At 47.3% G+C, this 23,837-nt stretch carries 20 protein-coding genes; 15 read left to right on the top strand and 5 right to left on the bottom strand.

The window, feature by feature from the left end; translation table 11 throughout:
* Positions 1 to 216 precede the first annotated feature (216 nt).
* The gene (locus tag EXY25_RS03015) at positions 217 to 912 is read left to right on the top strand and encodes a hypothetical protein (RefSeq protein ID WP_114336497.1); all 696 of its coding nucleotides are present in this window, start codon (positions 217 to 219) and stop codon (positions 910 to 912) included.
* A gap of 68 nt (positions 913 to 980) precedes the next feature.
* On the opposite strand, the gene EXY25_RS03010 is transcribed toward EXY25_RS03015, so the two are convergent.
* Positions 981 to 2,264, bottom strand: coding sequence for a citrate synthase (locus EXY25_RS03010; RefSeq protein ID WP_114336498.1), 1,284 nt, complete (start codon positions 2,262 to 2,264; stop codon positions 981 to 983).
* Positions 2,265 to 2,724: 460 nt separating this feature from the next.
* Here EXY25_RS03010 and sdhC point away from each other — a divergent pair, with 460 nt between their 5' ends.
* The 11 genes from sdhC to uvrB all read left to right on the top strand — a co-directional run bounded on the left by sdhC (position 2,725) and on the right by uvrB (position 17,041).
* Entirely contained in the window at positions 2,725 to 3,099 is a 375-nt protein-coding gene (gene sdhC, locus EXY25_RS03005) for a succinate dehydrogenase cytochrome b556 subunit (protein WP_114336499.1), read from the top strand.
* Positions 3,093 to 3,443, top strand: a complete 351-nt coding sequence (sdhD, locus tag EXY25_RS03000; protein ID WP_114336849.1) for a succinate dehydrogenase, hydrophobic membrane anchor protein — start codon at positions 3,093 to 3,095, stop codon at positions 3,441 to 3,443. The genes sdhC and sdhD overlap by 7 nt, the downstream gene beginning before the upstream one ends.
* Positions 3,440 to 5,206: a succinate dehydrogenase flavoprotein subunit gene (sdhA, locus tag EXY25_RS02995; RefSeq protein ID WP_130565666.1), complete on the top strand. Its 1,767-nt coding sequence runs from the start codon at positions 3,440 to 3,442 to the stop codon at positions 5,204 to 5,206. The genes sdhD and sdhA overlap by 4 nt, the downstream gene beginning before the upstream one ends.
* A 15-nt stretch (positions 5,207 to 5,221) precedes the next feature.
* Positions 5,222 to 5,935, top strand: coding sequence for a succinate dehydrogenase iron-sulfur subunit (locus tag EXY25_RS02990; protein ID WP_114336501.1), 714 nt, complete (start codon positions 5,222 to 5,224; stop codon positions 5,933 to 5,935).
* A 114-nt stretch (positions 5,936 to 6,049) separates the two neighbouring features.
* Positions 6,050 to 8,863 (top strand): 2-oxoglutarate dehydrogenase E1 component, encoded by a 2,814-nt coding sequence (sucA, locus tag EXY25_RS02985; protein ID WP_130565665.1) that lies wholly within the window; start codon positions 6,050 to 6,052, stop codon positions 8,861 to 8,863.
* 23 nt (positions 8,864 to 8,886) lie between these two features.
* A complete protein-coding gene (gene odhB / locus EXY25_RS02980; protein ID WP_114336503.1) occupies positions 8,887 to 10,083 on the top strand; it encodes a 2-oxoglutarate dehydrogenase complex dihydrolipoyllysine-residue succinyltransferase in 1,197 nt (398 codons plus the stop codon).
* A 95-nt stretch (positions 10,084 to 10,178) separates the two neighbouring features.
* The gene (gene sucC, locus EXY25_RS02975; protein ID WP_130565664.1) at positions 10,179 to 11,348 is read left to right on the top strand and encodes an ADP-forming succinate--CoA ligase subunit beta; all 1,170 of its coding nucleotides are present in this window, start codon (positions 10,179 to 10,181) and stop codon (positions 11,346 to 11,348) included.
* Positions 11,345 to 12,217: a succinate--CoA ligase subunit alpha gene (sucD, locus tag EXY25_RS02970; protein ID WP_114336505.1), complete on the top strand. Its 873-nt coding sequence runs from the start codon at positions 11,345 to 11,347 to the stop codon at positions 12,215 to 12,217. Before sucC ends, sucD begins: the two co-directional genes overlap by 4 nt.
* A gap of 155 nt (positions 12,218 to 12,372) precedes the next feature.
* Positions 12,373 to 12,882: a TlpA family protein disulfide reductase gene (locus EXY25_RS02965; RefSeq protein WP_165419235.1), complete on the top strand. Its 510-nt coding sequence runs from the start codon at positions 12,373 to 12,375 to the stop codon at positions 12,880 to 12,882.
* Positions 12,883 to 13,703: 821 nt separating this feature from the next.
* Positions 13,704 to 15,035 (top strand): MATE family efflux transporter, encoded by a 1,332-nt coding sequence (locus EXY25_RS02960; RefSeq protein WP_130565662.1) that lies wholly within the window; start codon positions 13,704 to 13,706, stop codon positions 15,033 to 15,035.
* Complete coding sequence (gene uvrB, locus EXY25_RS02955; RefSeq protein ID WP_130565661.1) at positions 15,035 to 17,041, top strand: excinuclease ABC subunit UvrB; 2,007 nt, start codon at positions 15,035 to 15,037, stop codon at positions 17,039 to 17,041. The genes EXY25_RS02960 and uvrB overlap by 1 nt, the downstream gene beginning before the upstream one ends.
* Here uvrB and EXY25_RS02950 read toward each other — a convergent pair.
* On the bottom strand, positions 17,025 to 17,993 hold the full coding sequence (locus EXY25_RS02950; RefSeq protein WP_165419234.1) for a DUF3080 family protein: 969 nt from the start codon (positions 17,991 to 17,993) through the stop codon (positions 17,025 to 17,027). The genes uvrB and EXY25_RS02950 overlap by 17 nt on opposite strands.
* A 44-nt stretch (positions 17,994 to 18,037) precedes the next feature.
* Entirely contained in the window at positions 18,038 to 19,405 is a 1,368-nt protein-coding gene (locus EXY25_RS02945) for an MATE family efflux transporter (protein WP_130565659.1), read from the bottom strand.
* Positions 19,406 to 19,435: 30 nt separating this feature from the next.
* On the opposite strand from EXY25_RS02945, the gene EXY25_RS02940 reads away from it, so the two are divergent.
* Positions 19,436 to 20,053: a riboflavin synthase subunit alpha gene (locus EXY25_RS02940; protein WP_130565658.1), complete on the top strand. Its 618-nt coding sequence runs from the start codon at positions 19,436 to 19,438 to the stop codon at positions 20,051 to 20,053.
* 51 nt (positions 20,054 to 20,104) lie between these two features.
* On the opposite strand, the gene EXY25_RS02935 is transcribed toward EXY25_RS02940, so the two are convergent.
* Positions 20,105 to 20,308: a CPXCG motif-containing cysteine-rich protein gene (locus EXY25_RS02935; protein WP_114336513.1), complete on the bottom strand. Its 204-nt coding sequence runs from the start codon at positions 20,306 to 20,308 to the stop codon at positions 20,105 to 20,107.
* A gap of 55 nt (positions 20,309 to 20,363) precedes the next feature.
* Positions 20,364 to 21,065: a hexitol phosphatase HxpB gene (gene hxpB / locus EXY25_RS02930; RefSeq protein WP_130565657.1), complete on the bottom strand. Its 702-nt coding sequence runs from the start codon at positions 21,063 to 21,065 to the stop codon at positions 20,364 to 20,366.
* 225 nt (positions 21,066 to 21,290) lie between these two features.
* Here hxpB and thrS point away from each other — a divergent pair, with 225 nt between their 5' ends.
* Complete coding sequence (gene thrS / locus EXY25_RS02925; protein WP_130565656.1) at positions 21,291 to 23,219, top strand: threonine--tRNA ligase; 1,929 nt, start codon at positions 21,291 to 21,293, stop codon at positions 23,217 to 23,219.
* Positions 23,216 to 23,773, top strand: coding sequence for a translation initiation factor IF-3 (gene infC, locus EXY25_RS02920; RefSeq protein WP_407642894.1), 558 nt, complete (start codon positions 23,216 to 23,218; stop codon positions 23,771 to 23,773). Before thrS ends, infC begins: the two co-directional genes overlap by 4 nt.
* The last annotated feature ends 64 nt before the right edge of the window (positions 23,774 to 23,837 follow it).

Raw genomic sequence — 23,837 nt, 5'->3', positions numbered from 1 at the left:
TATCCGGCAAGTTAGCTGCCGGTATAGCACGGCGACTATCTGTTTATGAGTCATTTTTTAACCAATAGTAGACCGATGAGCCAAATCAAGGCATAGTGACGTAGATCACCTTTTTTGGTGTTCCTGAATAGGGCGTCGCAGGTTGCGGCTTTGCTATATCGATAGCAGAACAGCAAAGCTAGCTGTCAGATATTTATATTGTTTTAGGAATAAAATATGGTTGAAGCGATTACCGGAATGTTGTTAACGGTTGTGGGCGTAGTGGTATTGGCCAAACAAGTTGCATTAAGAAATCATTCCGGCAGGCGCTATTTTGACTCTCTGACGCGAGGGAAAATGCTGTGTTGGAAGAGTGAAGAGTTGATGCGTGTTCGCAGAAGCCTGCAGTATGGAAAGATTTTTATTGGTTTTCTAGCTTTCATACTGCTTTCGGTACTGTTGGGGGCAATTTCGGCCCATGTTATACCTTCTACGGCCTATGTTGTTTTAACTATTACTATTTGTATTCTCTGGGCGTCTCTGCAATTTCCGGGTGAATTTAAGAAAGAGTTTTTTTCCGGTAAGCCACTGTTGATGGTGTGCATTCTGTTGCCTTGGCCACTGCTATTGTTGGATTGGATGGTCGACCTTCACCCTGGAATGTTGTTCGGTTTTGTCAAGGACCTGCAGTTGTTTGGGGTGAGTGATCCAAATCGTTTTCAGCTTGCTTTCTATCTTTCTTGTTTGCTGACCTGCATTGTGTTTTGTTTGCGGATTATTATTTTGCTGGCGATGTCGTTGCCTGCTTTGGTGTTAGCCAACTGCTATCGCGTGCAGCAAAGAGTTCTGCATTGCTCTCATTGGTGTTGGCGTCGTAGCTCTGTGGCTGTTGTTGCTATTTTGGCTGGGGTCTACCTCAGTTGGATCGGTTAACCATCACTGGTTTTTTTAGACAAAAAAGGCAGCCGAAGCTGCCTTTTTTAATCTTTGAGCAAGACCAATCAACGTTCTTCTGTTGATTTGAATCCTTTATCTATTTCACCGATATATAGCTGGCGTGGACGGCCGATCTTCTGGCCTGCGTCACTCATCATTTCATTCCAGTGAGCTATCCAACCAACCGTGCGTGACAGCGCAAAAATTACTGTGAACATATTTGTCGGAATGCCAATCGCTTTCAAGATAATACCAGAGTAGAAATCTACGTTAGGGTAGAGTTTCTTCGAAACGAAGTATTCATCTTCCAGCGCGATCCGCTCAAGCTCCATCGCTACATCAAGCAGAGGATCTTTGATCTTTAACTTATCGAGAACTTCGTGACAGGTTTCGCGCATCACAGTTGCTCGTGGATCATGGTTCTTGTACACACGGTGACCAAAGCCCATCAAGCGGAAAGAATCATCTTTATCCTTCGCGCGTTCGATAAACTCAGGAATGCGGTCAACATTACCGATCTCTTCAAGCATGTTGAGGCAAGCTTCATTGGCGCCACCATGAGCTGGGCCCCATAGAGAAGCAATACCTGCCGCGATACAAGCGAACGGATTAGCACCAGAGGAGCCGGCCAAGCGAACGGTCGATGTTGAAGCGTTCTGCTCGTGATCAGCATGCAGGGTAAATATTCGATCCATCGCTTTAGCAACGATAGGATCTGGTGTGTATTCTGCACACGGTGTAGCGAACATCATGTAAAGGAAATTCTCTGCATAGCCGAGATCATTTCTAGGGTACATGAATGGCTGACCGACATTGTACTTAAAGCACATTGCGGCGATTGTTGGCATTTTAGAGATCAGTCGGTAGGCTGCGATCTCACGGTGACGTTCATTGGTGATGTCCAATGAGTCGTGATAGAAGGCTGACATGGTACCAACCATGCCACACATGATAGCCATCGGGTGCGCATCTCGGCGGAAGCCCTGCAAGCATCGTGTGAGTTGTTCATTCAGCATCGTGTGTTCGGAAACAATACGGCTAAATTCTGCATATTGCGTTGCATTGGGCAGTTCGCCGTACAACAGCAGATAGCATACTTCGAGATAGCTAGCGTTGTTCGCTAAATCGTCGATAGCATAACCGCGGTGTTGCAGGATGCCCTTACTACCGTTGATGAAGGTGATCGTAGACTCGCACGATGCGGTCGAAAGAAAACCTGGGTCAAATGTGAAATAACCATATTTGCCGAGGGTTCTGATATCTATTACGTCATGGCCCGCGGTACCGGAAAGCACGGGGAGTTCTATCTCCTGGCCACCGACGTGAAGAACTGCTTTCTTCTCCGTCATTTCAGGATTCTCCTTATTGGAATTGTATGATGCTCCCAAAATTAAGCGCAGTATTATTAACCGCTGCATAGGGCAGCTGTCAATTATCTATGCATTAAATCCCGTCTTGGATGCATAATTTATCATTTTTACAAGTTAGTACCTGATTACAACATCTCTTGAAACAAAGATCTATTTCAGAGGTGAATAGAATTCTCCCTGATACAAATCAAAATTTAAAGAATTGTAATAAAAAAATGTCGTGGATATACTGCCCACACTACGCCCTCAAACGTAGGCAGAATGCGGCTTTGGCGCGCCAAAATGGTGCTTTTCAAACAACTGTTTGTCTAAAATGTGATCCGCATATCATTTTTGGGGTAATAACTTTATATCCCGAAAGTAATATGATGGTTAGGGCGTAAAAAAATACGACATTAAAAAAATAAATAGAGGCTCTTAAGGGCCGAGTGAGTCGGATGTGAAAAAACAAAGACCCGTTAATTTAGACCTAGCAACAATTCGCTTTCCAGCGACGGCCATTGCGTCGATATTGCACCGCGTCAGTGGCGTCATTATGTTTGTTGCGATTGCTATTCTACTTTGGCTACTAAATATTTCTCTTACCTCAGAATCCGGATTTAATGAAGTAAAGGCGATGATTGATGGCTGGTTTGTTGGTTTTGTCCTGTGGGGCATTCTGACAGCGCTGGCATATCACTTTGTCGGTGGCATTCGTCACTTATTACAGGATCTTGGATATTTTGAAGAACTCGAAAGTGGTATTCGCTCTGCCCATGTAGGTTTTGCGCTCACCGCTGTTCTGTCTGTTTTGGCGGGGGTATGGGTATGGTAACTAATGCTGCTATGTTAGGCCGAAGTGGCGTGCATGACTTTGTCTTGTTACGTGCGTCGGCGATTGTTTTAGCTCTCTATTCGATTTTTATTGTCGGTTTTGCTCTTTTTACACCAGAGATGACCTACGGCGTATGGCACGGCTTGTTCAGCACATTAGCCATGAAGGTTTTCACTTTTCTCGCATTAATCGGTCTGCTTGTGCACTGCTGGATCGGAATGTGGCAAGTGTTAACTGATTACATAAAGTGCTCGGCGCTGCGTGCCGCATTACAGTTCTTCATTAATTTAACTGCAGTTGCTTACGTCGCCGCAGGTCTGTTTATTCTCTGGGGGGTCAAGTGAGCATTCCAACATTTGAATTCGATGCCGTCGTCATCGGCGCCGGTGGTGCCGGTATGCGCGCCGCACTGCAAATTTCTGAAGAGGGCAAGTCTTGCGCTTTACTCTCCAAAGTCTTTCCTACTCGTTCACATACGGTCTCTGCTCAAGGTGGCATCACCGTTGCGTTGGGTAATGCCCACGATGACGATTGGCAATGGCATATGTATGACACGGTAAAAGGTTCCGATTATATCGGTGATCAGGACGCCATTGAGTACATGTGTAAAACCGGCCCAGAGGCGATCATTGAATTAGAAAAGATGGGACTGCCTTTTTCTCGCTTTGAAAATGGTCGTATCTATCAACGCCCATTCGGTGGCCAATCAAAAGCATTTGGGGGCGAACAGGCCGCACGCACGGCCGCTGCCGCTGACCGAACTGGTCATGCTTTATTGCACCTCCTTTATCAACAGAACATTAAGAACAAGACCAAGGTGTTTAGTGAGTGGTACGCACTGGATTTGGTTAAGAACCAAGATGGGCACATTGTTGGTTGTACCGCCATTGACATCGATTCAGGACAGGTTGTCTATTTCAAAAGTAAAGCGACGGTATTAGCCACTGGTGGTGCTGGTCGGATTTATGCTTCAACCACTAATGCGCATATTAATACTGGTGATGGCGTTGGTATGGCGCTGCGTGCCGGGGTTCCGGTTCAAGATATGGAGATGTGGCAGTTTCATCCCACAGGTATCGCTGGCGCGGGCGTGTTGGTGACTGAAGGGTGTCGCGGTGAAGGTGGCTATCTACTAAATAAAGATGGCGAACGCTTTATGGAACGCTATGCGCCAAATGCCAAAGATTTGGCTGGCCGTGACGTTGTTGCGCGTTCGATTATGACGGAGATCCGTGAGGGGCGCGGTTGCGATGGCCCTTGGGGCCCGCATGCTAAATTGAAACTCGACCATTTGGGCGAAGAGGTACTTGAGTCCCGTTTGCCTGGCATTTGCGAGTTATCACGCACCTTTGCCCATGTTGATCCCGTGAAAGAGCCGATCCCAGTGATCCCAACCTGTCATTACATGATGGGTGGTATACCTACTCAGGTGAGTGGCCAGGCGATCACTGTCGATGCGCAGGGTAACGAGAAGCCTGTAGTTGGTTTGTTCGCTGTCGGCGAGATCGCTTGCGTATCGGTTCATGGGGCAAACCGCCTTGGTGGCAATTCACTATTGGATTTGGTGGTGTTTGGTCGTGCGGCAGGTAAACACTTGGGTGAAGCGCTTGATGCCATGAGCGAATCCCGTGATGCCTCTGAGTCAGACTTGGAAGCCAGCTTAGCGCGTATGAATCGCTGGAACAGCACCCAGCAGGGTGAAGATCCGGTGCAAATTCGTAAAGACCTACAGCAGTGTATGCAGTTGAATTTCTCAGTGTTCAGGGAAGGCAATGCGATGGCTGAAGGCATGAAAGAGTTGGGTGAGATACGCGAGCGTTTAGCTAATGCGCGACTTGATGATACGAGCCAGCAGTTCAACACCCAGCGAATTGAATGCATGGAATTGGATAACCTGATGGAAACGGCTTACGCCACAGCTAAATCTGCCAATTTCAGAACGGAAAGCCGTGGCGCACATAGCCGTGAAGATTATCTCGAACGAGATGATGGTAACTGGCTGTGCCACACCCTCTATATGCCTGAGTCAGAAGAGATGCTTAAGCGAGATGTCAATATGACGCCTAAGCTGCGTGATGCGTTTCCGCCAAAAGCTCGTACATACTAAGGGAGTATCGCAGTAATGAAAGTCGTATTTTCGCTATACCGTTACAACCCGGACGTAGATAACGCGCCAAGCATGAAGGATTACACACTTGAAGTGCCTGAAGGCTCAGACATGATGGTGTTGGACGCTTTGATCTTGCTGAAGGAGCAAGATCCGACATTGGCATTTAGACGGAGCTGTCGTGAAGGCGTTTGCGGTTCCGACGGTGTCAATATGAATGGTAAGAACGGCTTAGCTTGTATTACCCCGCTGTCAGATCTGTTGGTTGGCGGCAAAGTGATTCTTCGGCCGCTACCAGGATTGCCTGTTGTTCGTGATCTGGTGGTTGATATGGCTCAGTTCTATGAAAACTATGAACGTATCAAACCGTACCTGATTAACGATGGTAAACAGCCGCCAGCACGCGAACACCTGCAGAGCCCGGAAGAGCGTGCCAAGCTTGATGGCTTATATGAATGTATTCTCTGTGCATGTTGTTCAACGTCATGCCCATCGTTCTGGTGGAATCCCGATAAATTTGTCGGTCCAGCAGGTTTGTTACAGGCGTATCGCTTCCTTGCTGATAGTCGTGACACTGCCACAGATGAACGTCTGTCAGAATTAGACGATGCATTTAGTGTATTTCGTTGCCATGGCATTATGAATTGTGTCAGTGTCTGTCCTAAGGGATTAAACCCAACGAAAGCTATCGGCCATATTAAGTCGATGCTTTTACAGCGGGCTGTTTAGTAGTTAAGACGTCAGGCATTTGTGCTTGGTTTACGTACGACTAAATAGCTATTCGGTTACGAATGGCTATTTTTTTGAGAGTTACACCACCGGCCAGGGGTGAGAAAACAAGAGATGGAAGAAGTCGCAATGCAGGCGTGGTGGGAGTCCAGCCACTTTGCTGGAGCCAATGCAGCCTATATAGAGCCGCTGTATGAAGCCTACTTAGAAGATCCTGATTCTGTTGATATAGAGTGGCGACGTATTTTTGATAAGTTGCCGATAGTTAAGCCTGAATCGACAGAACAGTCACACATTAAGATACGCGAGTATTTTCGGACGTTAGCTAAAGAGGGCAACCGCGGCGGCGGGCAAGTCTCAGATCCGGAACTAGATGCAAAGCAGGTGAAAGTCCTGCAGCTCATCAACGCGTTCCGTTTTCGCGGTCATCAACACGCAAACCTAGATCCCTTAGGGTTATGGCGCCAGGAACGAGTCCTTGACCTTGATCCGAGCTTTCATAATCTTGAAGGTGACGATTTTGAGCGCGAGTTTAATGTTGGTTCATACCAAGGTGGTAGGGAAACCATGCCCCTTGGAGAGCTTATTGATGCACTGAAGCAGACCTATTGTGGTTCTATCGGTGCAGAATATATGCATATCACTTCGACAGAAGAGAAGCGCTGGATCCAAAGCCGTTTAGAGCCGAAGCATGCAGCGGTTCATTTTTCAAAAGAAGATAAGCTTGAGTTTCTTGCTGGCTTGACCGCAGCCGAGGGATTAGAAAAGTACCTAGGTGCTAAGTTTCCTGGCGCTAAACGTTTCTCATTGGAAGGTGGTGATGCACTTATTCCGATGCTTAAAGCGTTGATCCATCATGCCGGTGAAAACGGTGCGAAGGAAGTGGTTGTCGGTATGGCGCACCGTGGCCGACTTAACGTTTTAGTAAACGTGTTAGGCAAGAAAACGGGCGAATTATTTGATGAGTTTGCCGGGAAGCATTCAGGTGGTTGGGGGTCTGGTGACGTTAAATACCATCAGGGGTTCTCATCCGACTTCGAAACGGAAGGGGGTAAGGTTCATTTAGCCTTAGCTTTTAACCCGTCGCACCTGGAAATTGTAAATCCTGTGGTATTGGGTTCGGTTCGGGCACGTTTAGACCGCCGTGGTAACCCTGATACTAATACTGTGCTGCCTATTACATTGCATGGCGATTCGGCGATAGCCGGGCAAGGTGTCGTGCAAGAAACCTTTAATATGTCCCAAGCGCGGGCGTTTAAGGTTGGCGGTACCGTGCGTATCGTGATCAACAATCAGGTTGGTTTTACTACGTCTAATCAAGAAGATACCCGTTCAACACAATATTGTACCGATATCGCTAAGATGGTGCAGGCGCCTATTTTCCACGTTAATGCTGATGACGTTGAAGCGGTGGTCGAAGTGACCAAACTGGCGCTGGATTTTCGTAATACCTTCAAACGTGATGTGTTAATCGACCTCATCTGTTATCGCCGTCATGGCCATAATGAAGCGGATGAACCTAATGCTACTCAGCCGTTAATGTACCAAAAGATCCGCAAACATCCGACGCCGCGTAAGCACTACGCTGACCGTTTGATGGCTGAGGGTACTTTGGAGCAGAGCGAAGTCTCACAAATCAACAATGATTATCGTGAGTCGCTGGACCAGGGCGAGTGCATGGTTAAAGAGTGGCGGCCGATGGAGTCACACTCTGTCGATTGGACGCCATACCTTGGCCATGATTGGGATGCGAATTATGACTCTACTGCTTCAGTAGAACGGTTACAGCATTTGGGCTCGCTGATGTGCAGTTACCCCGAAGGTCATAAACTGCAATCCCGGGTTGCCAAAATCTATAATGATCGTTTAGCCATGATTAATGGTGAACGTGCGCTTGATTGGGGCGCTGCAGAAACCTTAGCTTACGCCACGCTGCTGGATGAAGGTTATGATATTCGTTTAACCGGGCAAGATAGCGGCCGTGGAACCTTCTTTCATCGGCACGCAGTATTACACAGTCAGCAAGATGCAACGGCGCTCATTCCGTTGAAACACCTACATGAGAAGCAGGGTAAGTTCGAAGTATTCGATTCGGTATTGTCGGAAGAAGCGGTACTTGCATTTGAGTATGGTTATACCACTGCTGAGCCTCGTGGCTTGACGATATGGGAAGCGCAATTTGGTGATTTTGCCAACGGCGCACAGGTCGTTATAGACCAGTTCTTAAGTTCCGGTGAGCAAAAATGGGGACGTCTATGTGGTCTAACGCTGCTGTTGCCTCATGGTTATGAAGGACAGGGGCCAGAGCACTCATCTGCAAGGTTGGAGCGTTTTCTACAGCTGTGTGCTGACCATAATATGCAGGTGTGTGTACCGTCGACTCCTGCGCAGGTATTTCATATGCTTCGGCGTCAGGTGCTTCGTAAGATGCGCCGGCCACTAATCGTCATGTCACCTAAGTCGCTGCTGCGTTTGCCTGCAGCTAGCTCTTCTTTAGATGAGCTGTCAAACGGGCGTTTCCACAATGCGATACGTGAAGTTGAGGATATCGTTCCGAAAAACGTAGAGCGTGTCGTATTGTGCTCTGGCAAGGTGTATTACGATCTGGCTGAACAACGACGTAAGTCCGAGATTAATAATATTGCCATCATCCGAATCGAGCAGCTCTATCCTTTCCCTCATGAATGTCTGGCTGAAATTTTTAAAGACTATCAGCATGTTAAAGACTTCGTTTGGTGTCAGGAAGAACCTCAGAACCAAGGTGCTTGGTATTGTAGTCAGCACCATTTCTGGACTGCTATTCCGAAAGGAGCCTCTTTGGTATACGCCGGGCGCGAAGCATCGGCAGCACCGGCGGTGGGTTACGCCTCTGTACATATTGCTCAACAACAGGCGTTAGTGAACGACGCACTGATGATTGATAGCTAATTGCTAGGAAGGAACGAATAAAAATGACAATCGAGATTAAAGTCCCGGTACTCCCTGAATCAGTTGCTGATGCCACAGTTGCGACCTGGCATAAACAACCTGGAGAGGCAATTGCTCGTGACGAAAATATCGTTGATATCGAGACTGATAAAGTTGTTCTCGAAGTAGTAGCGCCTGAAGACGGTACCTTGGTAGAGATCATCCATCCCGAAGGTGACACTGTGTTGGCAGAGCAAGTGATTGCTAAGTTCAAGGCGGGTGCAGTTGCAGGACAGGAAGTGGCTCCAGCTCAAGCAGCACAGGCACCGGCAGCCAGTGAGGCCGCTGAAGCTGCTTCAAATGATGTCTTGAGTCCTTCGGTTCGCCGTATCTTGGGTGAGAAAGGTATCACTGAAGCGCATGCCATCGCGGAAATTAAGGGCACAGGTAAGGGCGGTCGCATCACTAAAGAAGATGTCGACGCCTATGCGGCAAAAGCGCCGGCTCCAGCAGGTGCTGCCGTAGCTGCAGTCGCGCCTGGGCGCAGCGAAAAACGCGTGCCGATGACTCGTTTGCGTAAGCGTATTGCCGAACGCCTGCTTGAAGCAAAGCAGTCTACAGCCATGTTGACAACCTTCAATGAAGTTAACATGAAGCCAATCATGGATATCCGTAAGCAGTATCAAGAACAGTTTGAAAAGAAGCACGGTATTCGCTTGGGCTTTATGTCTTTTTATGTGAAGGCTGTGACCGAAGCATTGAAGCGTTATCCAGAAGTAAATGCATCCCTTGATGGTGATGATCTGGTTTATCACAACTATTTCGATATCAGTATTGCAGTATCAACGCCCCGTGGTTTGGTGACGCCAGTACTAAAAGATGCAGATACGCTGTCGTTAGCACAAACTGAGGACGCCATTAAGCAGCTGGCGCTTAAAGGGCGTGATGGTAAGTTGACTGTTGATGAGATTATGGGTGGCAACTTTACCATCACTAACGGTGGTGTGTTCGGCTCACTAATGTCGACGCCAATCATCAATCCGCCGCAAAGTGCGATCCTGGGGATGCATAAGATCCAGCCACGCCCTATGGCCGTTGATGGCAAGGTAGAGATTTTACCTATGATGTATCTGGCGCTGTCGTACGATCATCGAATTATCGATGGCAAGGAGTCGGTTGGCTTCTTGGTGACGATTAAAGAACTATTAGAAGACCCAACACGTCTTTTATTGGATCTCTAAATTTAAGTTTGCCCCGCTTTAGCAGGGTCAATAAAGAGCTGAGGGCATATAAATGCCCAGGCTATGTTCCCATCATTCAAACTGGATAATGTCCAATGAACTTGCATGAGTATCAGGCAAAACAACTGTTTGCCGAATATGGACTGCCTGTCTCCGAAGGTTTCGCGGTAGATACACCGCAAGCAGCCGTTGAAGCTGCTGATCGAATCGGCGGTGACATGTGGGTAGTAAAATGTCAGGTACACGCCGGCGGTCGCGGAAAAGCGGGCGGTGTAAAACTGGCGAAGAAGAAAGACGAAATTAAGGCCTTTGCCCAAGAGTGGTTAGGTAAGAATTTGGTCACTTATCAAACTGACGAAAAAGGTCAGCCTGTTACTAAGATTTTGGTTGAATCATGCTCTGATATCGACCAAGAACTCTACCTGGGTGCCGTCGTTGACCGAGCCACGCAGCGTGTTGTTTTTATGGCATCAACTGAAGGTGGCGTAGAAATTGAAAAGGTAGCGGAAGAAACACCTGAACTCATTCATAAAGCAATGATTGATCCTTTGGTTGGCCCGCAAGCTTATCAAGCGCGTGATTTGGCTTTTAAATTGGGCCTTGAGGGACAACAGATACGCCAGTTCACCAAGATCTTTATGGGACTGGGTAAAATGTTCACCGATTATGACTTTGCCCTTTTGGAGATCAACCCGCTGGTTATCACTAAACAGGGTGATCTGCATTGCTTAGATGGCAAGATCAATATCGATAGCAACGCTATGTATCGCCAGCCTAAACTGCAAGAGATGCATGATCCTTCGCAGGAAGATGCTCGTGAAGCGCATGCAGCCCAATGGGAACTGAACTACGTAGCGCTTGATGGCAGCATTGGTTGTATGGTCAATGGTGCGGGCTTGGCAATGGCGACGATGGACATTGTAAACCTGCATGGTGGTGAGCCAGCTAACTTCCTCGATGTTGGTGGTGGTGCAACGAAAGATCGCGTGGTTGAAGCATTCAAAATTATTCTGTCTGACGACAATGTAAAAGCTGTCTTGGTGAATATTTTTGGTGGCATTGTTCGTTGTGACTTGATTGCGGATGGCATCATTGGCGCAGTAGAAGAAGTGGGTGTCGAAGTGCCAGTAGTGGTTCGTTTAGAGGGCAACAATGCAGAGTTAGGTGCTAAGAAATTGGCTGATTCTGGATTAAACATTATTGCAGCAACTAGCCTGACTGACGCAGCTCAGCAAGTGGTTAAAGCAGCGGAGGCTAACCAATGAGTGTTTTGATTAATAAAGATACTAAGGTTATCTGCCAAGGTTTTACCGGTGGTCAGGGTACTTTCCACTCGGAGCAGGCCATCGAGTATGGTACGCAGATGGTCGGTGGCGTAAGCCCAGGTAAAGGCGGACAGACGCATTTAGGCCTTCCTGTATTTAATACCGTCAGCGAGGCTGTGGCAGCGACTGGCGCAACAGCGTCAGTTATTTATGTACCAGCTCCTTTTTGTAAAGATGCGATCCTTGAAGCAATTGACGCTGGTATTAAGCTGATTGTCACTATTACTGAAGGTATACCAACATTGGATATGCTGGAAGTGAAGATCAAGCTTGACCAATCTGGCGTACGCATGATTGGACCTAACTGCCCAGGCGTCATTACACCGGGTGAATCTAAGATCGGCATCATGCCTGGTCATATTCATAAGCCGGGTAAGGTGGGTATTGTTTCCCGCTCTGGAACGTTGACCTATGAAGCGGTTAAACAAACAACCGATGAAGGCTTTGGTCAGTCAACTTGTGTAGGTATCGGTGGTGACCCTATCCCTGGCACAAACTTCATTGATGTTTTGGCTATGTTTGAGAAAGATCCTCAAACTGAAGCTATCGTGATGATTGGTGAGATTGGTGGTACAGCAGAAGAAGAAGCAGCGGCCTTTATTAAGGCTAACGTGACTAAGCCAGTCGTTTCCTATATTGCTGGTGTTACAGCGCCCGCAGGCAAACGTATGGGCCATGCTGGTGCCATCATTGCAGGCGGGAAAGGAACAGCAGACGAGAAATTTGCTGCCCTTGAAGACGCTGGCGTTAAAACAGTACGTAGCCTTGCTGATATCGGTGCGGCACTAAGAGAGATTGCTGGCTGGTAATTTCCGGTGCGCTAATTTCTGAGAGGCCACCTTAAGGGTGGCCTTTTTCGTTTCTGTTTTTGCCACGGCTGCGCAGGCGATAAAAGTGAGCGAAAGAGGATCACTCTTTTAGCGGTCTCTATTTGCACTATTAGATATTTTGTCTGGAGAGTACATTGGCTATTTGGGAGCGCTGTCGCGCATGGGTGTTTCAACTCCTGTTCTTTGTCTTGGTATGGTGGGTTGTTCAGTGGCTTTATACCCAGAAGCTGCTCGACGTGGGAGAAACGCTTCCCGCCTTTGAGCTTGTTACGCTGGAGCAGGAGGTTGTTTCTAGTGATTCGTTACGAGGGCGTCCAACATTGCTCTATTTTTTTGCCCCCTGGTGTGGCGTATGCCACTTCAGTATCGATGCGGTAGATGATCTTAAGCTGAGTAATCCAAATCTGAATGTCATTGCGGTAGCTTTGGACTATCAGTCAACGACGGAAGTCGATGAGTTCATTGCTCAACATGATTTAACTATACCAGTGGTTTTAGGTGACAGGGCGATGGCTAATGCATATAAAATCACTGCTTTCCCTACCTATTACACGATAGATTCTACAGGCATTGTCGTCTCAAAGGATATGGGGGTAACAACTTCGGCCGGTTTGTTGGCCAGAACTTGGTTGGCAAAACAATAAGTGGCGGATTTTTTTACATTCCCTAATCATATTGCGCTAGAAAATGCGCTGTAAACTTCTTTTAAAGTTGCTTAGGGAAGTGTTTGTCGATGCTTCATCGAATTGTCACATTTTACAGCTATTTTTAAAGGCTTTTTTGCGCAAGCCCGCGTCCTGTCAGTGCCTCAGAGAGGTTGGCTACATTTGCACAAAATTAGGGCAATTTGGCTGCAGGCCGCGTCGTTTCTGGGCTGAAGTCAGTTATCCACCAAAACTGTGGATAAGTGTGTTGATAGCTATGTTACACATGCCTAGAGGCCGCATTGTTACGTTTCGAATTGCCGATTTGTTACTATTGCTTGGTGGTTTTAAGGTATTGATTGTAAATTGTTTTTATAACTATTTGTTCGTTAGGTAAACGCAGTGGTTAAAAATTGTACAGCTTCTTGTTGTTACATTGTCGCTGTGCATTACTTTCTTAAAACAATAAAAAAACAAGAGATTTTTTTGAATTTTTCGTTCCATAGTCTAGATTGTGTGAGCTTTCTCATGTCAAGGGCTTTTAGGCTAAAGATTGTAGCGAAAATGAGAAAATAAGGCGCTAGATCAAGTTTAGTTTGCTCATCGCCTGCGCTCAGCCCAATATTCTTTAAAGATTCATATACTCTGTTAAATAGTGATCTTTTTAGGTGTTTGTCCGTTAATGATTTGCGAACCTTAAATTTATTCATCTTTTTGTCATGATTTGTGACCTTTTGATTTTGTTCTGTAGCAGATGAGATGGGTGATCCGAGCAGTTAAACCATGTATATTCATAACCCCTGATTTGTTTGGCCTTCTGAATGCAAAATCTGCTCTCATCCCCTATAGCACCAACCTTAAAACGTATGACTTTACCCATTTGCCTGGGGATGGTGATGCTGATGAGTTTTAATTTGGTGGACACTTTTTTCATTAGCTTGTTGGGGACTGAGCCATTAGCGGCAATTAGCTTTACCTTCCCTGTGACCTTTTCAATTATCAGTATGGTGATTGGCTTAGGCATTGGTACTTCAGCAGTGCTCGGGCGATTTGCGGGTCAGGGAAAATCAGAAGAGGCCAAAGCCCATGGTACGGCCGCCATCTATTTAACCGCCTTGTTGGTTGCAAGCTTATCTTTAGTGACCTTTTTGCTTGCTGATGAGATCTTTTCACTTCTAGGCGCTTCTGACGCGCAGATACGCTTAGTCATGGAGTATATGAACTTATGGCTTTTAGGTAGTGTGTTCTTGGCCTTGCCTATGGTCGGTAATGCTGTATTTAGAGCTAACGGGGAAACTAAGCTACCGAGCCTTTACATGGCGCTTGGTGGTGCGATCAATGCGGTGTTAGATCCGCTGTTGATATTTGGTATTGGGCCATTCCCAGAGATGGGGATCAGCGGGGCGGCGTTAGCCAGTGTCATTTCATTTTTTATCGGCTCTGTCATTATCATCACCGTACTAGCAAATCGTCATGGTTTAATTAATTGGTTTCCGTCTGCCGGACTCCTCCAAGCTTGGCAACGCATTTTGAATATTGCTTTGCCTGCGGCAGGTGCAAATATGCTCACGCCGTTGGCTATGGCCGTCATGACAGCTATGGTTGCAAGTTACGGTGCTGCTGCGGTGGCGGCGTACGGCGTTGGTACTCGTCTAGAGTCAATTGCCAGCCTTGTTGTGTTGGCCTTGTCTATGTCATTGCCACCGCTAGTGAGCCAAAATCATGGTGCAGGTAACTGGCTTCGAGTCCGAGAAGCTTACTTGTTGGCGATTAAGTTTGTAATGATTTGGCAAGGGGTTGTTTACCTTCTTTTGTTGGCTACAGGTGGCTTCATCGCTAGCGCGTTTAGTCAGGATGAATCTGTTGCCGATATCATTATATTGTTTATCTTAATCCTTCCATTTGGGTATGGTTTTCAAGGCGTGACGATTTTGACAAACTCCAGCTTTAATGCGCTCCATCAACCTCACCGAGCACTGTTACTTAGTTTTGCGCGCTTCTTCCTCTTCTTTGTGCCTTTGGCTTATTTGGGGGGGCAGTGGTTTGGTATCCAAGGCCTGTTTCTCGGTGGTTTGGTCGGTACCATACTGACCGGGGTGATTGCTTTCTGTTGGTTTCGCAAACAGCTTAATTTACATCTGCAGGAGGCATAATGAGTAAGCCTTTTAAGCTCCATTCCCAATTTGCACCGGCCGGTGATCAGCCGCAGGCAATCGAAAAGTTGATTGATGGTCTGGAAGCGGGATTAGCGCACCAGACCTTATTGGGAGTAACGGGTTCAGGTAAAACCTTTACCATGGCGAATGTGATCGCTGAGCTAAACCGGCCAACTTTAATCATGGCTCACAATAAGACATTGGCGGCGCAGCTTTATGGAGAAATGAAAGAGTTTTTCCCTAACAACGCTGTTGAGTATTTTGTCTCTTATTACGATTACTATCAGCCCGAAGCCTACGTGCCGACCACGGATACCTTCATCGAAAAAGATGCGGCCGTTAATGCTCATATTGAGCAGATGCGTCTATCTGCAACTAAAGCCCTGATGGAGCGTCGAGATGTTATTTTGGTGGCCTCTGTGTCCGCCATTTATGGCCTTGGGGATCCGGACGCTTACTTAAAAATGCTATTGCACCTTCGTGTTGGCGACATGATTGATCAACGCGCGATCCTACGCCGTTTGGCGGAGCTGCAATACACTCGCAATGACGTTGAGTTCCAGCGTGCTAATTACCGGGTGAGGGGAGATGTGATTGATATTTTTCCGGCCGAGTCAGATAGAAATGCAATCAGAGTCGAATTGTTTGATGAAGAGATCGAGCGCTTAGTCGAATTTGATCCTTTGACTGGCGCGCAGGAGCGAGTGTTACAGCGTTATACCATCTACCCTAAGTCTCATTACGTGACGCCGCGGGAACGGATACTGGAAGCCGCTGAATCGATAAAGCTAGAACTGAAAGAGCGACGAGAGCAGTTGCTATCGATCAATAAACTGGTTGAAGAGCAACGCATTTCGCAGCGTACTATGTTCGATATCGAGATGATGAACGAATTAGGCTATTGCTCCGGCATTGAGAATTACTCACGTTATTTGTCTGGTCGCACACCGGGCGAGCCACCACCAACGCTGATTGATTATCTACCGGCAGATGGGCTGGTTATTTTAGATGAATCCCATGTGACCGTGCCGCAGATCGGAGCCATGTACAAGGGCGACCGCTCCCGCAAAGAAACCTTGGTCGAGTTTGGCTTTCGTCTCCCTTCGGCCTTGGATAACCGGCCGCTACGCTTTGAAGAGTTTGAGACGATCGCACCGCAAACTATCTATGTCTCGGCAACGCCGGGAAAATATGAGTTAGAGCGTTCAGGCGGTGATGTGATTGAGCAAGTTGTTCGTCCTACGGGCTTGTTGGATCCGGAAATCGAAGTTCGTCCAGTGGCTACACAAGTGGACGATTTGATGTCAGAAATAAATCAACGTGTGGCGCTCAATGAGCGTGTATTGGTAACGACACTTACCAAGCGTATGGCGGAGGATCTGTCGGAGTATTTGGACGAACATGGTATACGCGTGCGCTATTTGCATTCTGATATTGATACCGTTGAGCGGGTAGAGATTATTCGGGATCTGCGTTTGGGTGAATTTGATGTGTTGGTAGGTATCAACCTATTACGAGAAGGTTTGGATATGCCAGAAGTGTCTCTGGTTGCCATTCTGGATGCGGACAAAGAGGGCTTTTTGCGCTCTGACCGTTCATTGATTCAAACCATGGGGCGTGCAGCACGTAATGTTCGGGGTAAAGCTATCTTGTATGGTGACAAAATCACCGGCTCTATGCAGCGTGCGATTGATGAAACGACTCGCCGTCGAGCTAAGCAGGAAGCACATAACCTTGAGAATGGCATTGTCCCAACTGGGCTTAATAAGAAAATTGCTGACGTTATGGATTTAGGCCAGAAGTCAGGTAAAAAACAGAATAAAGCGTTGGCTATTGCCGAGCGAAAGGCGAGTTATGTACCTGCAGATCCTGCTCAGTTGGCGAAGCAGATCGCCGAACTAGAGGCAAAGATGTATGAACATGCAAAAAATTTGGAATTTGAAGAGGCCGGGCGTATACGTGATCAAGTGAAACAGTTGCAACACTCTATGGTTGTAAGCTGAGCCCGCAGCGATGAAATAACTTTTGCCAAGTTTGCTGCTGGTGTTTAGCGGCTGTTTTGATACGTTGATAGTAACCGTCATCACTGGTCAATAAACCTATAGTGTTGCTCACGTCAGTGTCACCATACAGTGGACTTAGTAACGGCTTCACCTCCTGCAGTTCTCGTAATAATTGCGAGACTACTGGTTGTACGGTGGTTGCATAGTAACCACGCAAATACCCTTTAAGCCTTTTCGCAGCGGGGCTTGGCTTGTTGTCTACACAAGTGACCTTGGGTAGTTTATCTCGTAATAACGCATTGGTGATGGCGAGCCAAGCAAGGGTGTTCTCGCTGTCTATAGCTAGCTGTCCCAGATAGTGATTGCCTTGGAGCTGGTGCAGTATTTGTTCAAAAGATTGATCTAGTTGCTGGGCAAACGTTATTGTTTGATGCATCTGTTCGTTTAGCCGGGAGAGACCTTCGATAGCAGTGGAACGGCCGCGGCGGGGCAAGTGGCGCTGGCTTGGCGGTTTAAATAGGCCGCGAATTATTGGATCACTCCAAAGTACCTTTTGCCATACACTGGCGAGTTGTTCCTGTTTGGTTTCTCTCAGCGTTTTTAACCATTTTATTTGCTCATTGCTTTGCTGCTGTTTAAGGCATAGCTCCAAGGTTGTGAGCAGTTGTGTCTCATAAATCAGTTGTTGAGACGCCGTCATTACTTTCCCTAAAATGCTATTTCGCTCTCCCATGCGTAGTGTTAAGCCACATTCTCTGTACTGCCAGATCTCTGTCATGCTGTAGCGGATCTCTTGTAACGGGGGCGTCTTGTCCGCAGCGGATGGAAGGGGAGAAACGGCGGAGATTAAGGGAGGGGTTAGCTCTAGGTGCTCATCTCCTAGTAACCGGTTGAGGCGAATATGGTTTTGATAAAGAGCCTCGTCGGCGGGCGAAATTTTGCTGCAGCTCAACAACAAAAAGCTGCAGCACAAAAGGTAGATGAGTTTGGTTGTTGCTATCGCTTTTGCCAATGGCTTTTAACTCGATATTGATTCAGACGCAGGCCAAACAAAATCGCCGCGGAGCTAAGGCCTGCAATAAAGCCGATCCAGAATCCTTTCGCCCCCATCGCAGGTACCATTATGTCTGTCATACCCAAGATGTAGCCGATCGGTAAACCGATGCCCCAATAGGCGGCGAGTGTGATGATAAATATCGCCTTACTGTCCTTATAACCGCGCAGAGCACCTGCGCCTATTGCTTGAACTGTATCCGGTAATTGATAGATCGCGGCAAGTAACAACAGGGACGCTGCCAAGTCAATGACATGATTGTCGTCAGTGTAGACATCTGCGATCAGGTTTCTTAGGGCTACAGTCGCAACGGCAGTGACTAAAGCTATTAGTAGACCAAAGGCGATGCCACTTTTTACGGAATAAAGCGCATCTTCGGATCGTTTTGCGCCTAGATTTATACCAACACGTATCGTGACAGCCATGCCAATTGACAGCGGGATCATAAATATCATCGAACTAAAGTTGATCGCTACTTGATGTCCGGCTACATGAGCTGCTCCTAATGGGGCAACCAGCAGAGCAACCACAGCAAACAATGAGACTTCAAAAAACAGACTCAATGAGATTGGAATGCCGAGCCTTAAAAGGCTGCGGATCTGGTGCCAGTGCAATGCCGGTATGACTTCGACTAATGACACTTTCTTGTAATGCGGATGCCTGCGAACATACAGCATCATCCCTAGCATCATGCACCAGTTAACAATGGCCGTTGCCCAACCACAGCCTGCGCCCCCAAGCGCTGGCAGACCAAACTTACCGTAGATAAAGACATAGTTAGCTGGCACGTTAAGGATCAGTCCTAGTAACCCAATCAGCATGATGGGGCGCGTAAAGTCCATCCCCTCAGACATGTTTCGTAGTACTTGGAATATAACAAATGCGGGTGCCGACCAGACAATTCCTTTGAGGTAGCCAAGAGTAAGCTCAGCCAAATGGGGATCATCAACCATGCTTTCAATAATGATTGGCACTACGGGTGAGCAGAGCAGAAGTATGGCAACCATGGCCAGCCCAAGGTAGCCTGTTTGCCAAACAGCATTGGCTATTTTGTGCTGCGCTTGTGCACCATAGTAGTGTGCAGTGATAGGTGACAGCGCCATAATTAAGCCTTGAACCAGCAATAGCACCGGTAGCCAGATGCTTGTTGCGACGGCAACAGCTGCGAGATCTGTCGGAGATACTGTACCTGCCATCGTCGTGTCGATAAATGACATGACCGTAGTGGCGAGGTTGGCGGCAAATATCGGCAGACATAGGCGTAGGATCTGCCTTATTTCGCGCGTAAACTTAGCGCTGATTACTTTCATTCTTAACCTAATAAAACTTCTTGGAGGCGCATGTTTACAGGAATCGTGCAGTGTAGTGCAAGGGTCAGTAGTTTTGAACATAAAGCTAATATTAGCCGTTTGACGGTTATGCCGCCGGACACCTCTTATTTACAGCGTCTTACGACTGGTGCAAGCATCGCGATTAATGGTGTTTGCTTGACTGTGGTTAGCTTTGATAGTGAGTCAGTGAGCTTTGATCTGATCAACGAAACTCTGCAACGTTCTAATTTGGCTCAGCTAACCCTTGGTTCGTTTGTGAATTTTGAGCGAGCAGCAAAATGGGGTGACGAGATAGGTGGTCATCTTTTATCTGGGCATATCCAAACCCAAGGCGTTGTTGAACAAGTGAGCGAGTGTGAAAACCAATATGATATCGAAGTTAGTATCGCGCCTGAATGGCACAAGTATGTGCTGGAAAAAGGCTATATAGCTGTAGACGGAATTAGTCTTACTGTCGGTAAGCTGACGGAAAGAGGTTTCTGGTTGCACATTATCCCGGAGACGCTGCGGCTGACCACTTTAGGTAGTAAACCTGTTGCAAGCGGCGTTAATTTGGAGATCGATGCTCAGACGCAGGCTGTCGTTGATACGGTTGAAAGGATGCTGATGAACACCAAAAACGTTTAGCGCTCGATAATTCTCGAGTGACGCTTTTGGAACCTATTTGGCACAAAAGCGTTAAAACAACTGCTCGTCGTCACCATCCACTGCGACCGTAGTTGTGCCGTCGGCAGAGGAATGGCCAACCGTGATATGAATACTGCAACAGCAGGCTGGACAGTCTTCATAGTAGTCTTCATCACCGCCAGTACTGTCTATTTCTGCGGTGTAGTGATGACCACAGTGGGGGCATTCAATTTGTTGCTTTAGTAGCGGATCCATGATGCCGCTCCCGTGCTCAAGTCATTCCTGTTTTAGTATGGCTCTTTCTTACTGTTTATGCCTTAAGTCGGGGAAGCCACTCTTCGATTGCCTGATTCAGCTCAACCAATGATGAGAATTTTGCATCTGCGATTGCGAACTGTACCAGTGGGGCTTGGCTTGGCTCAGGCACGGCAAAGGTTGTCATTCGAGCCGCTTTGGCTGCGATGACGCCGTTGATGGAGTCCTCTATTGCAATGCATCGGGTGGCAACGACTTCTAATGCTTCAGCTCCCTTCAAATACACTTGTGGGTGCGGTTTTCCTAGGGCTAGATGTTCCGCGGATATCAGCGCTTGGAACTTATCTTTAATTCGAAATTTTTGCACCACTGCGTCAATCAGTCGCATTGGTGAAGAGCTGCAGATAGCTAATGGATATCCGCTTGCAGATAAGCGATCCATCAGCGGCAATACGCCAGCCATTGGTTTGGCTGTTTGTTCTATCTGTGTAATCACCCGATCCATAATTGCATCCTGTAACACCTGGGACGGGGTGTCGAAAGTAAAGCGTTGCTGCCAATAAGACACCACTTCGTCGATCCGCAACCCCGTGGTTTGATAGGCCATATCTTCGGTTATGGGCACGCCGTACGATTGAAATGCTTGTGCTTCTGCAGCCCGCCATAAGGGCTCCGAATCAACGATGACGCCATCCATATCAAAAATGACAGCATCATAGTTTTCGCTCTGTTGGTGCGAGGCGGAATTGGTCGTCATAAGGCGCTCGTTGTAATATCTGGTTGTGTTTGGTTAGAACCCATTAAGAACCAAGCAAATGGTAATAGTTCAAATTGCATTTGCTACGCTCTTTTCTTATAGTGGGCGGCTATTAAAGACAATCTCGTCTAAGCACAAAAAGCATCCTCATTTGGGATGTTTTTTGTTTTTTAATTGCATGTGGCCCTTGGTGTGGGTCACCACTGTAAATAAGGATTCTAATCAATGCCTGTAATCACTCTCCCTGACGGAAGTCAACGTGTCTTCGAATCGCCCATAACTACTATGCAGCTCGCGGCGGATATTGGTCCCGGTTTAGCTAAGGCGACCATTGCTGGCCGTGTTAATGGTGAGCTGGTGGACGCTTGTGATGTTATTAGTAGTGACGCCGAAGTCAGCATTATTACGGCGCGAGACGACGAAGGTGTTGAGATCATTCGCCACTCCTGTGCGCACTTATTAGGGCATGCCATTAAGCAGTTGTGGCCAAATTGTAAAATGGCCATCGGGCCGGTGATCGACAATGGCTTTTATTACGACGTTGATCTTGACCATGCGTTGAGCCAAGACGATCTGGATGCGTTGGAAAAACGCATGTTACAGCTGGCAAAAACTAATTACGACGTTGTGAAGAAAAACGTCAGTTGGCTGGAAGCGCGAGATACGTTTGAAGCTCGAGGTGAAAGTTACAAAATCGAGATTTTAGACGAAAACGTGCCAAAAGATTCACAACCCGGCCTTTATCATCATGAAGAGTATGTTGATATGTGTCGTGGACCTCATGTGCCAAACATGAAGTTCTGCCAGCATTTTAAAGTTCAAAAAGTTGCTGGTGCTTATTGGCGCGGTAATAGTGACAATAAAATGTTGCAGCGTGTTTATGGCACGGCGTGGGCCGATAAAAAGGCGCTTAAAGCGTATTTGAAACGCTTAGAAGAAGCTGAAAAGCGTGACCACCGTAAGATCGGTAAAGCGCTGGATCTGTTCCACTGGCAGGAGGAAGCGCCTGGTATGGTGTTTTGGCACGCCGGTGGCTGGACCATTTTCAAAAACCTTGAAGATTTCATGCGCGGCCAGCTGGTGAAGTTTGGTTATGAAGAGATCCGTGCGCCATTGATTCTGGACGTGACGTTGTGGGAAAAGTCCGGTCACTGGGATAAGTATGGTGACATGATTTTCTCTACCGAATCGGAAAAGCGCGATTATGCGGTGAAACCGATGAACTGTCCTGGTCACTTACAGATCTTTAATCAAGGTTTGAAGTCGTATCGTGATCTGCCATATCGCATGGCCGAGTTTGGATTGGTGCACCGTAATGAGCCGTCTGGATCATTACATGGTTTGATGCGTGTTCGCTCATTCACTCAGGATGATGCTCACGTATTTTGTACTGAAGACCAAGTTCAGCAAGAAGTGTCGGCGTGTATCGAGATGGTGTTTGATACATACAAAACGTTCGGTTTCGATGAGATTGACGTCAAACTGTCTACGCGTCCTGAGCAACGTGTTGGATCTGATGAGGTTTGGGATAAGTCAGAGCAAGCTTTGGCTGATGCTTTGGCGGCAAATGATCTTCAATATCAAATTCAGCCAGGCGAGGGCGCCTTCTACGGCCCGAAAATTGAGTTTACCTTGTACGACTGTCTTGGTCGCGCTTGGCAATGTGGCACCATCCAGCTCGATTTTTCTATGCCCGGACGTCTTGGTGCATCTTATATCGGTGAAGATGGTGAACGTCATGAACCTGTGATGATCCACCGTGCCATTTTGGGGTCGCTTGAGCGCTTTATTGGTATTTTGACAGAAAACTACGCGGGTTATTTCCCTGATTGGTTGGCACCAACACAAGCAGTCGTCATGAATATTACTGATAAACAGGGCGATTATTGCGATGAAGTGGTTAAAAAGTTGAGATCTGAAGGTTTTAGAGCAAATGCGGACTTGAGAAACGAGAAGATAGGCTTTAAAATCCGCGAGCACACTCTAAAACGCGTTCCTTATTTATTAGTAGCAGGGGACAAAGAGGTGGAATCTGGTCAAGTGGCTGTTAGAACTCGCAGAGGTAAAGATCTCGGGGTGATGCCAATTGATGATTTCATCAACCTGCTGAAGGCCAGCGTTTCTGAGAAAAGATTAGATATCGTGGAGGAATAGCCATTAAAGGCAAAGGTGGAAGAAGAGGGCCGCTGCAACAGAAGCCCGCAAACCGTTTGAACGAAGAGATCACTCTGTCAGAAGTACGCCTCGTAGGCGTAGAAGGTGAGCCTCTTGGTGTTGTTACTATCACTGAAGCGTTAGAAGCTTCAACTGCCGCAGGCATGGACTTGGTGGAAATCAGTCCAAACGCAGAGCCGCCGGTATGTCGAGTGATGGATTACGGTAAGTTCCTCTACGAGAAGAGCAAGGAACAAAAAGAGCAGCGTAAGAAAACCAAACAGATTCAGGTTAAGGAAGTTAAGTTCCGACCTGGCACAGATGAAGGCGATTACCAGGTAAAACTGCGCAACCTGGTTCGTTTTCTTGAGGCGGGAGACAAGGCTAAAGTCACACTACGTTTTCGTGGTCGTGAAATGGCCCACCAGGAGCTCGGTATCAAGTTATTGAACCGAATTAAAGAAGACCTGGTTGAGATTTGCCAAGTGGAGTCATTCCCTCATCGAGTGGAAGGTCGCCAAATGGTAATGGTACTCGCGCCAATTAAGAAGTAACTCAGGCCTACAAGTGATCGAGAGGTCCGCCTGTTTTGCTATGTATTAACGCTCAATGCGGAGT

Origin of the sequence: Corallincola spongiicola, from assembly GCF_004284785.1 — a bacterium.
In the GTDB taxonomy this organism is placed as follows: Bacteria; Pseudomonadota; Gammaproteobacteria; order Enterobacterales; family Neiellaceae; genus Corallincola; species Corallincola holothuriorum.
This window is presented reverse-complemented; position numbering and strand designations above follow the sequence as displayed.

What these genes read in the sequence shown, in the direction of transcription:
- EXY25_RS03015 (WP_114336497.1), top strand. Translation starts at nt 217, where the DNA reads ATGGTTGAAGCGATTACCGGAATGTTGTTAACGGTTGTGGGCGTAGTG.
- EXY25_RS03010 (WP_114336498.1), bottom strand. Translation starts at nt 2,264, where the DNA reads ATGACGGAGAAGAAAGCAGTTCTTCACGTCGGTGGCCAGGAGATAGAA.
- sdhD (WP_114336849.1), top strand. Translation starts at nt 3,093, where the DNA reads ATGGTAACTAATGCTGCTATGTTAGGCCGAAGTGGCGTGCATGACTTT.
- EXY25_RS02990 (WP_114336501.1), top strand. Translation starts at nt 5,222, where the DNA reads ATGAAAGTCGTATTTTCGCTATACCGTTACAACCCGGACGTAGATAAC.
- sucA (WP_130565665.1), top strand. Translation starts at nt 6,050, where the DNA reads ATGGAAGAAGTCGCAATGCAGGCGTGGTGGGAGTCCAGCCACTTTGCT.
- odhB (WP_114336503.1), top strand. Translation starts at nt 8,887, where the DNA reads ATGACAATCGAGATTAAAGTCCCGGTACTCCCTGAATCAGTTGCTGAT.
- sucC (WP_130565664.1), top strand. Translation starts at nt 10,179, where the DNA reads ATGAACTTGCATGAGTATCAGGCAAAACAACTGTTTGCCGAATATGGA.
- sucD (WP_114336505.1), top strand. Translation starts at nt 11,345, where the DNA reads ATGAGTGTTTTGATTAATAAAGATACTAAGGTTATCTGCCAAGGTTTT.
- EXY25_RS02960 (WP_130565662.1), top strand. Translation starts at nt 13,704, where the DNA reads ATGCAAAATCTGCTCTCATCCCCTATAGCACCAACCTTAAAACGTATG.
- uvrB (WP_130565661.1), top strand. Translation starts at nt 15,035, where the DNA reads ATGAGTAAGCCTTTTAAGCTCCATTCCCAATTTGCACCGGCCGGTGAT.
- EXY25_RS02945 (WP_130565659.1), bottom strand. Translation starts at nt 19,405, where the DNA reads ATGAAAGTAATCAGCGCTAAGTTTACGCGCGAAATAAGGCAGATCCTA.
- EXY25_RS02940 (WP_130565658.1), top strand. Translation starts at nt 19,436, where the DNA reads ATGTTTACAGGAATCGTGCAGTGTAGTGCAAGGGTCAGTAGTTTTGAA.
- EXY25_RS02935 (WP_114336513.1), bottom strand. Translation starts at nt 20,308, where the DNA reads ATGGATCCGCTACTAAAGCAACAAATTGAATGCCCCCACTGTGGTCAT.
- hxpB (WP_130565657.1), bottom strand. Translation starts at nt 21,065, where the DNA reads ATGACGACCAATTCCGCCTCGCACCAACAGAGCGAAAACTATGATGCT.
- thrS (WP_130565656.1), top strand. Translation starts at nt 21,291, where the DNA reads ATGCCTGTAATCACTCTCCCTGACGGAAGTCAACGTGTCTTCGAATCG.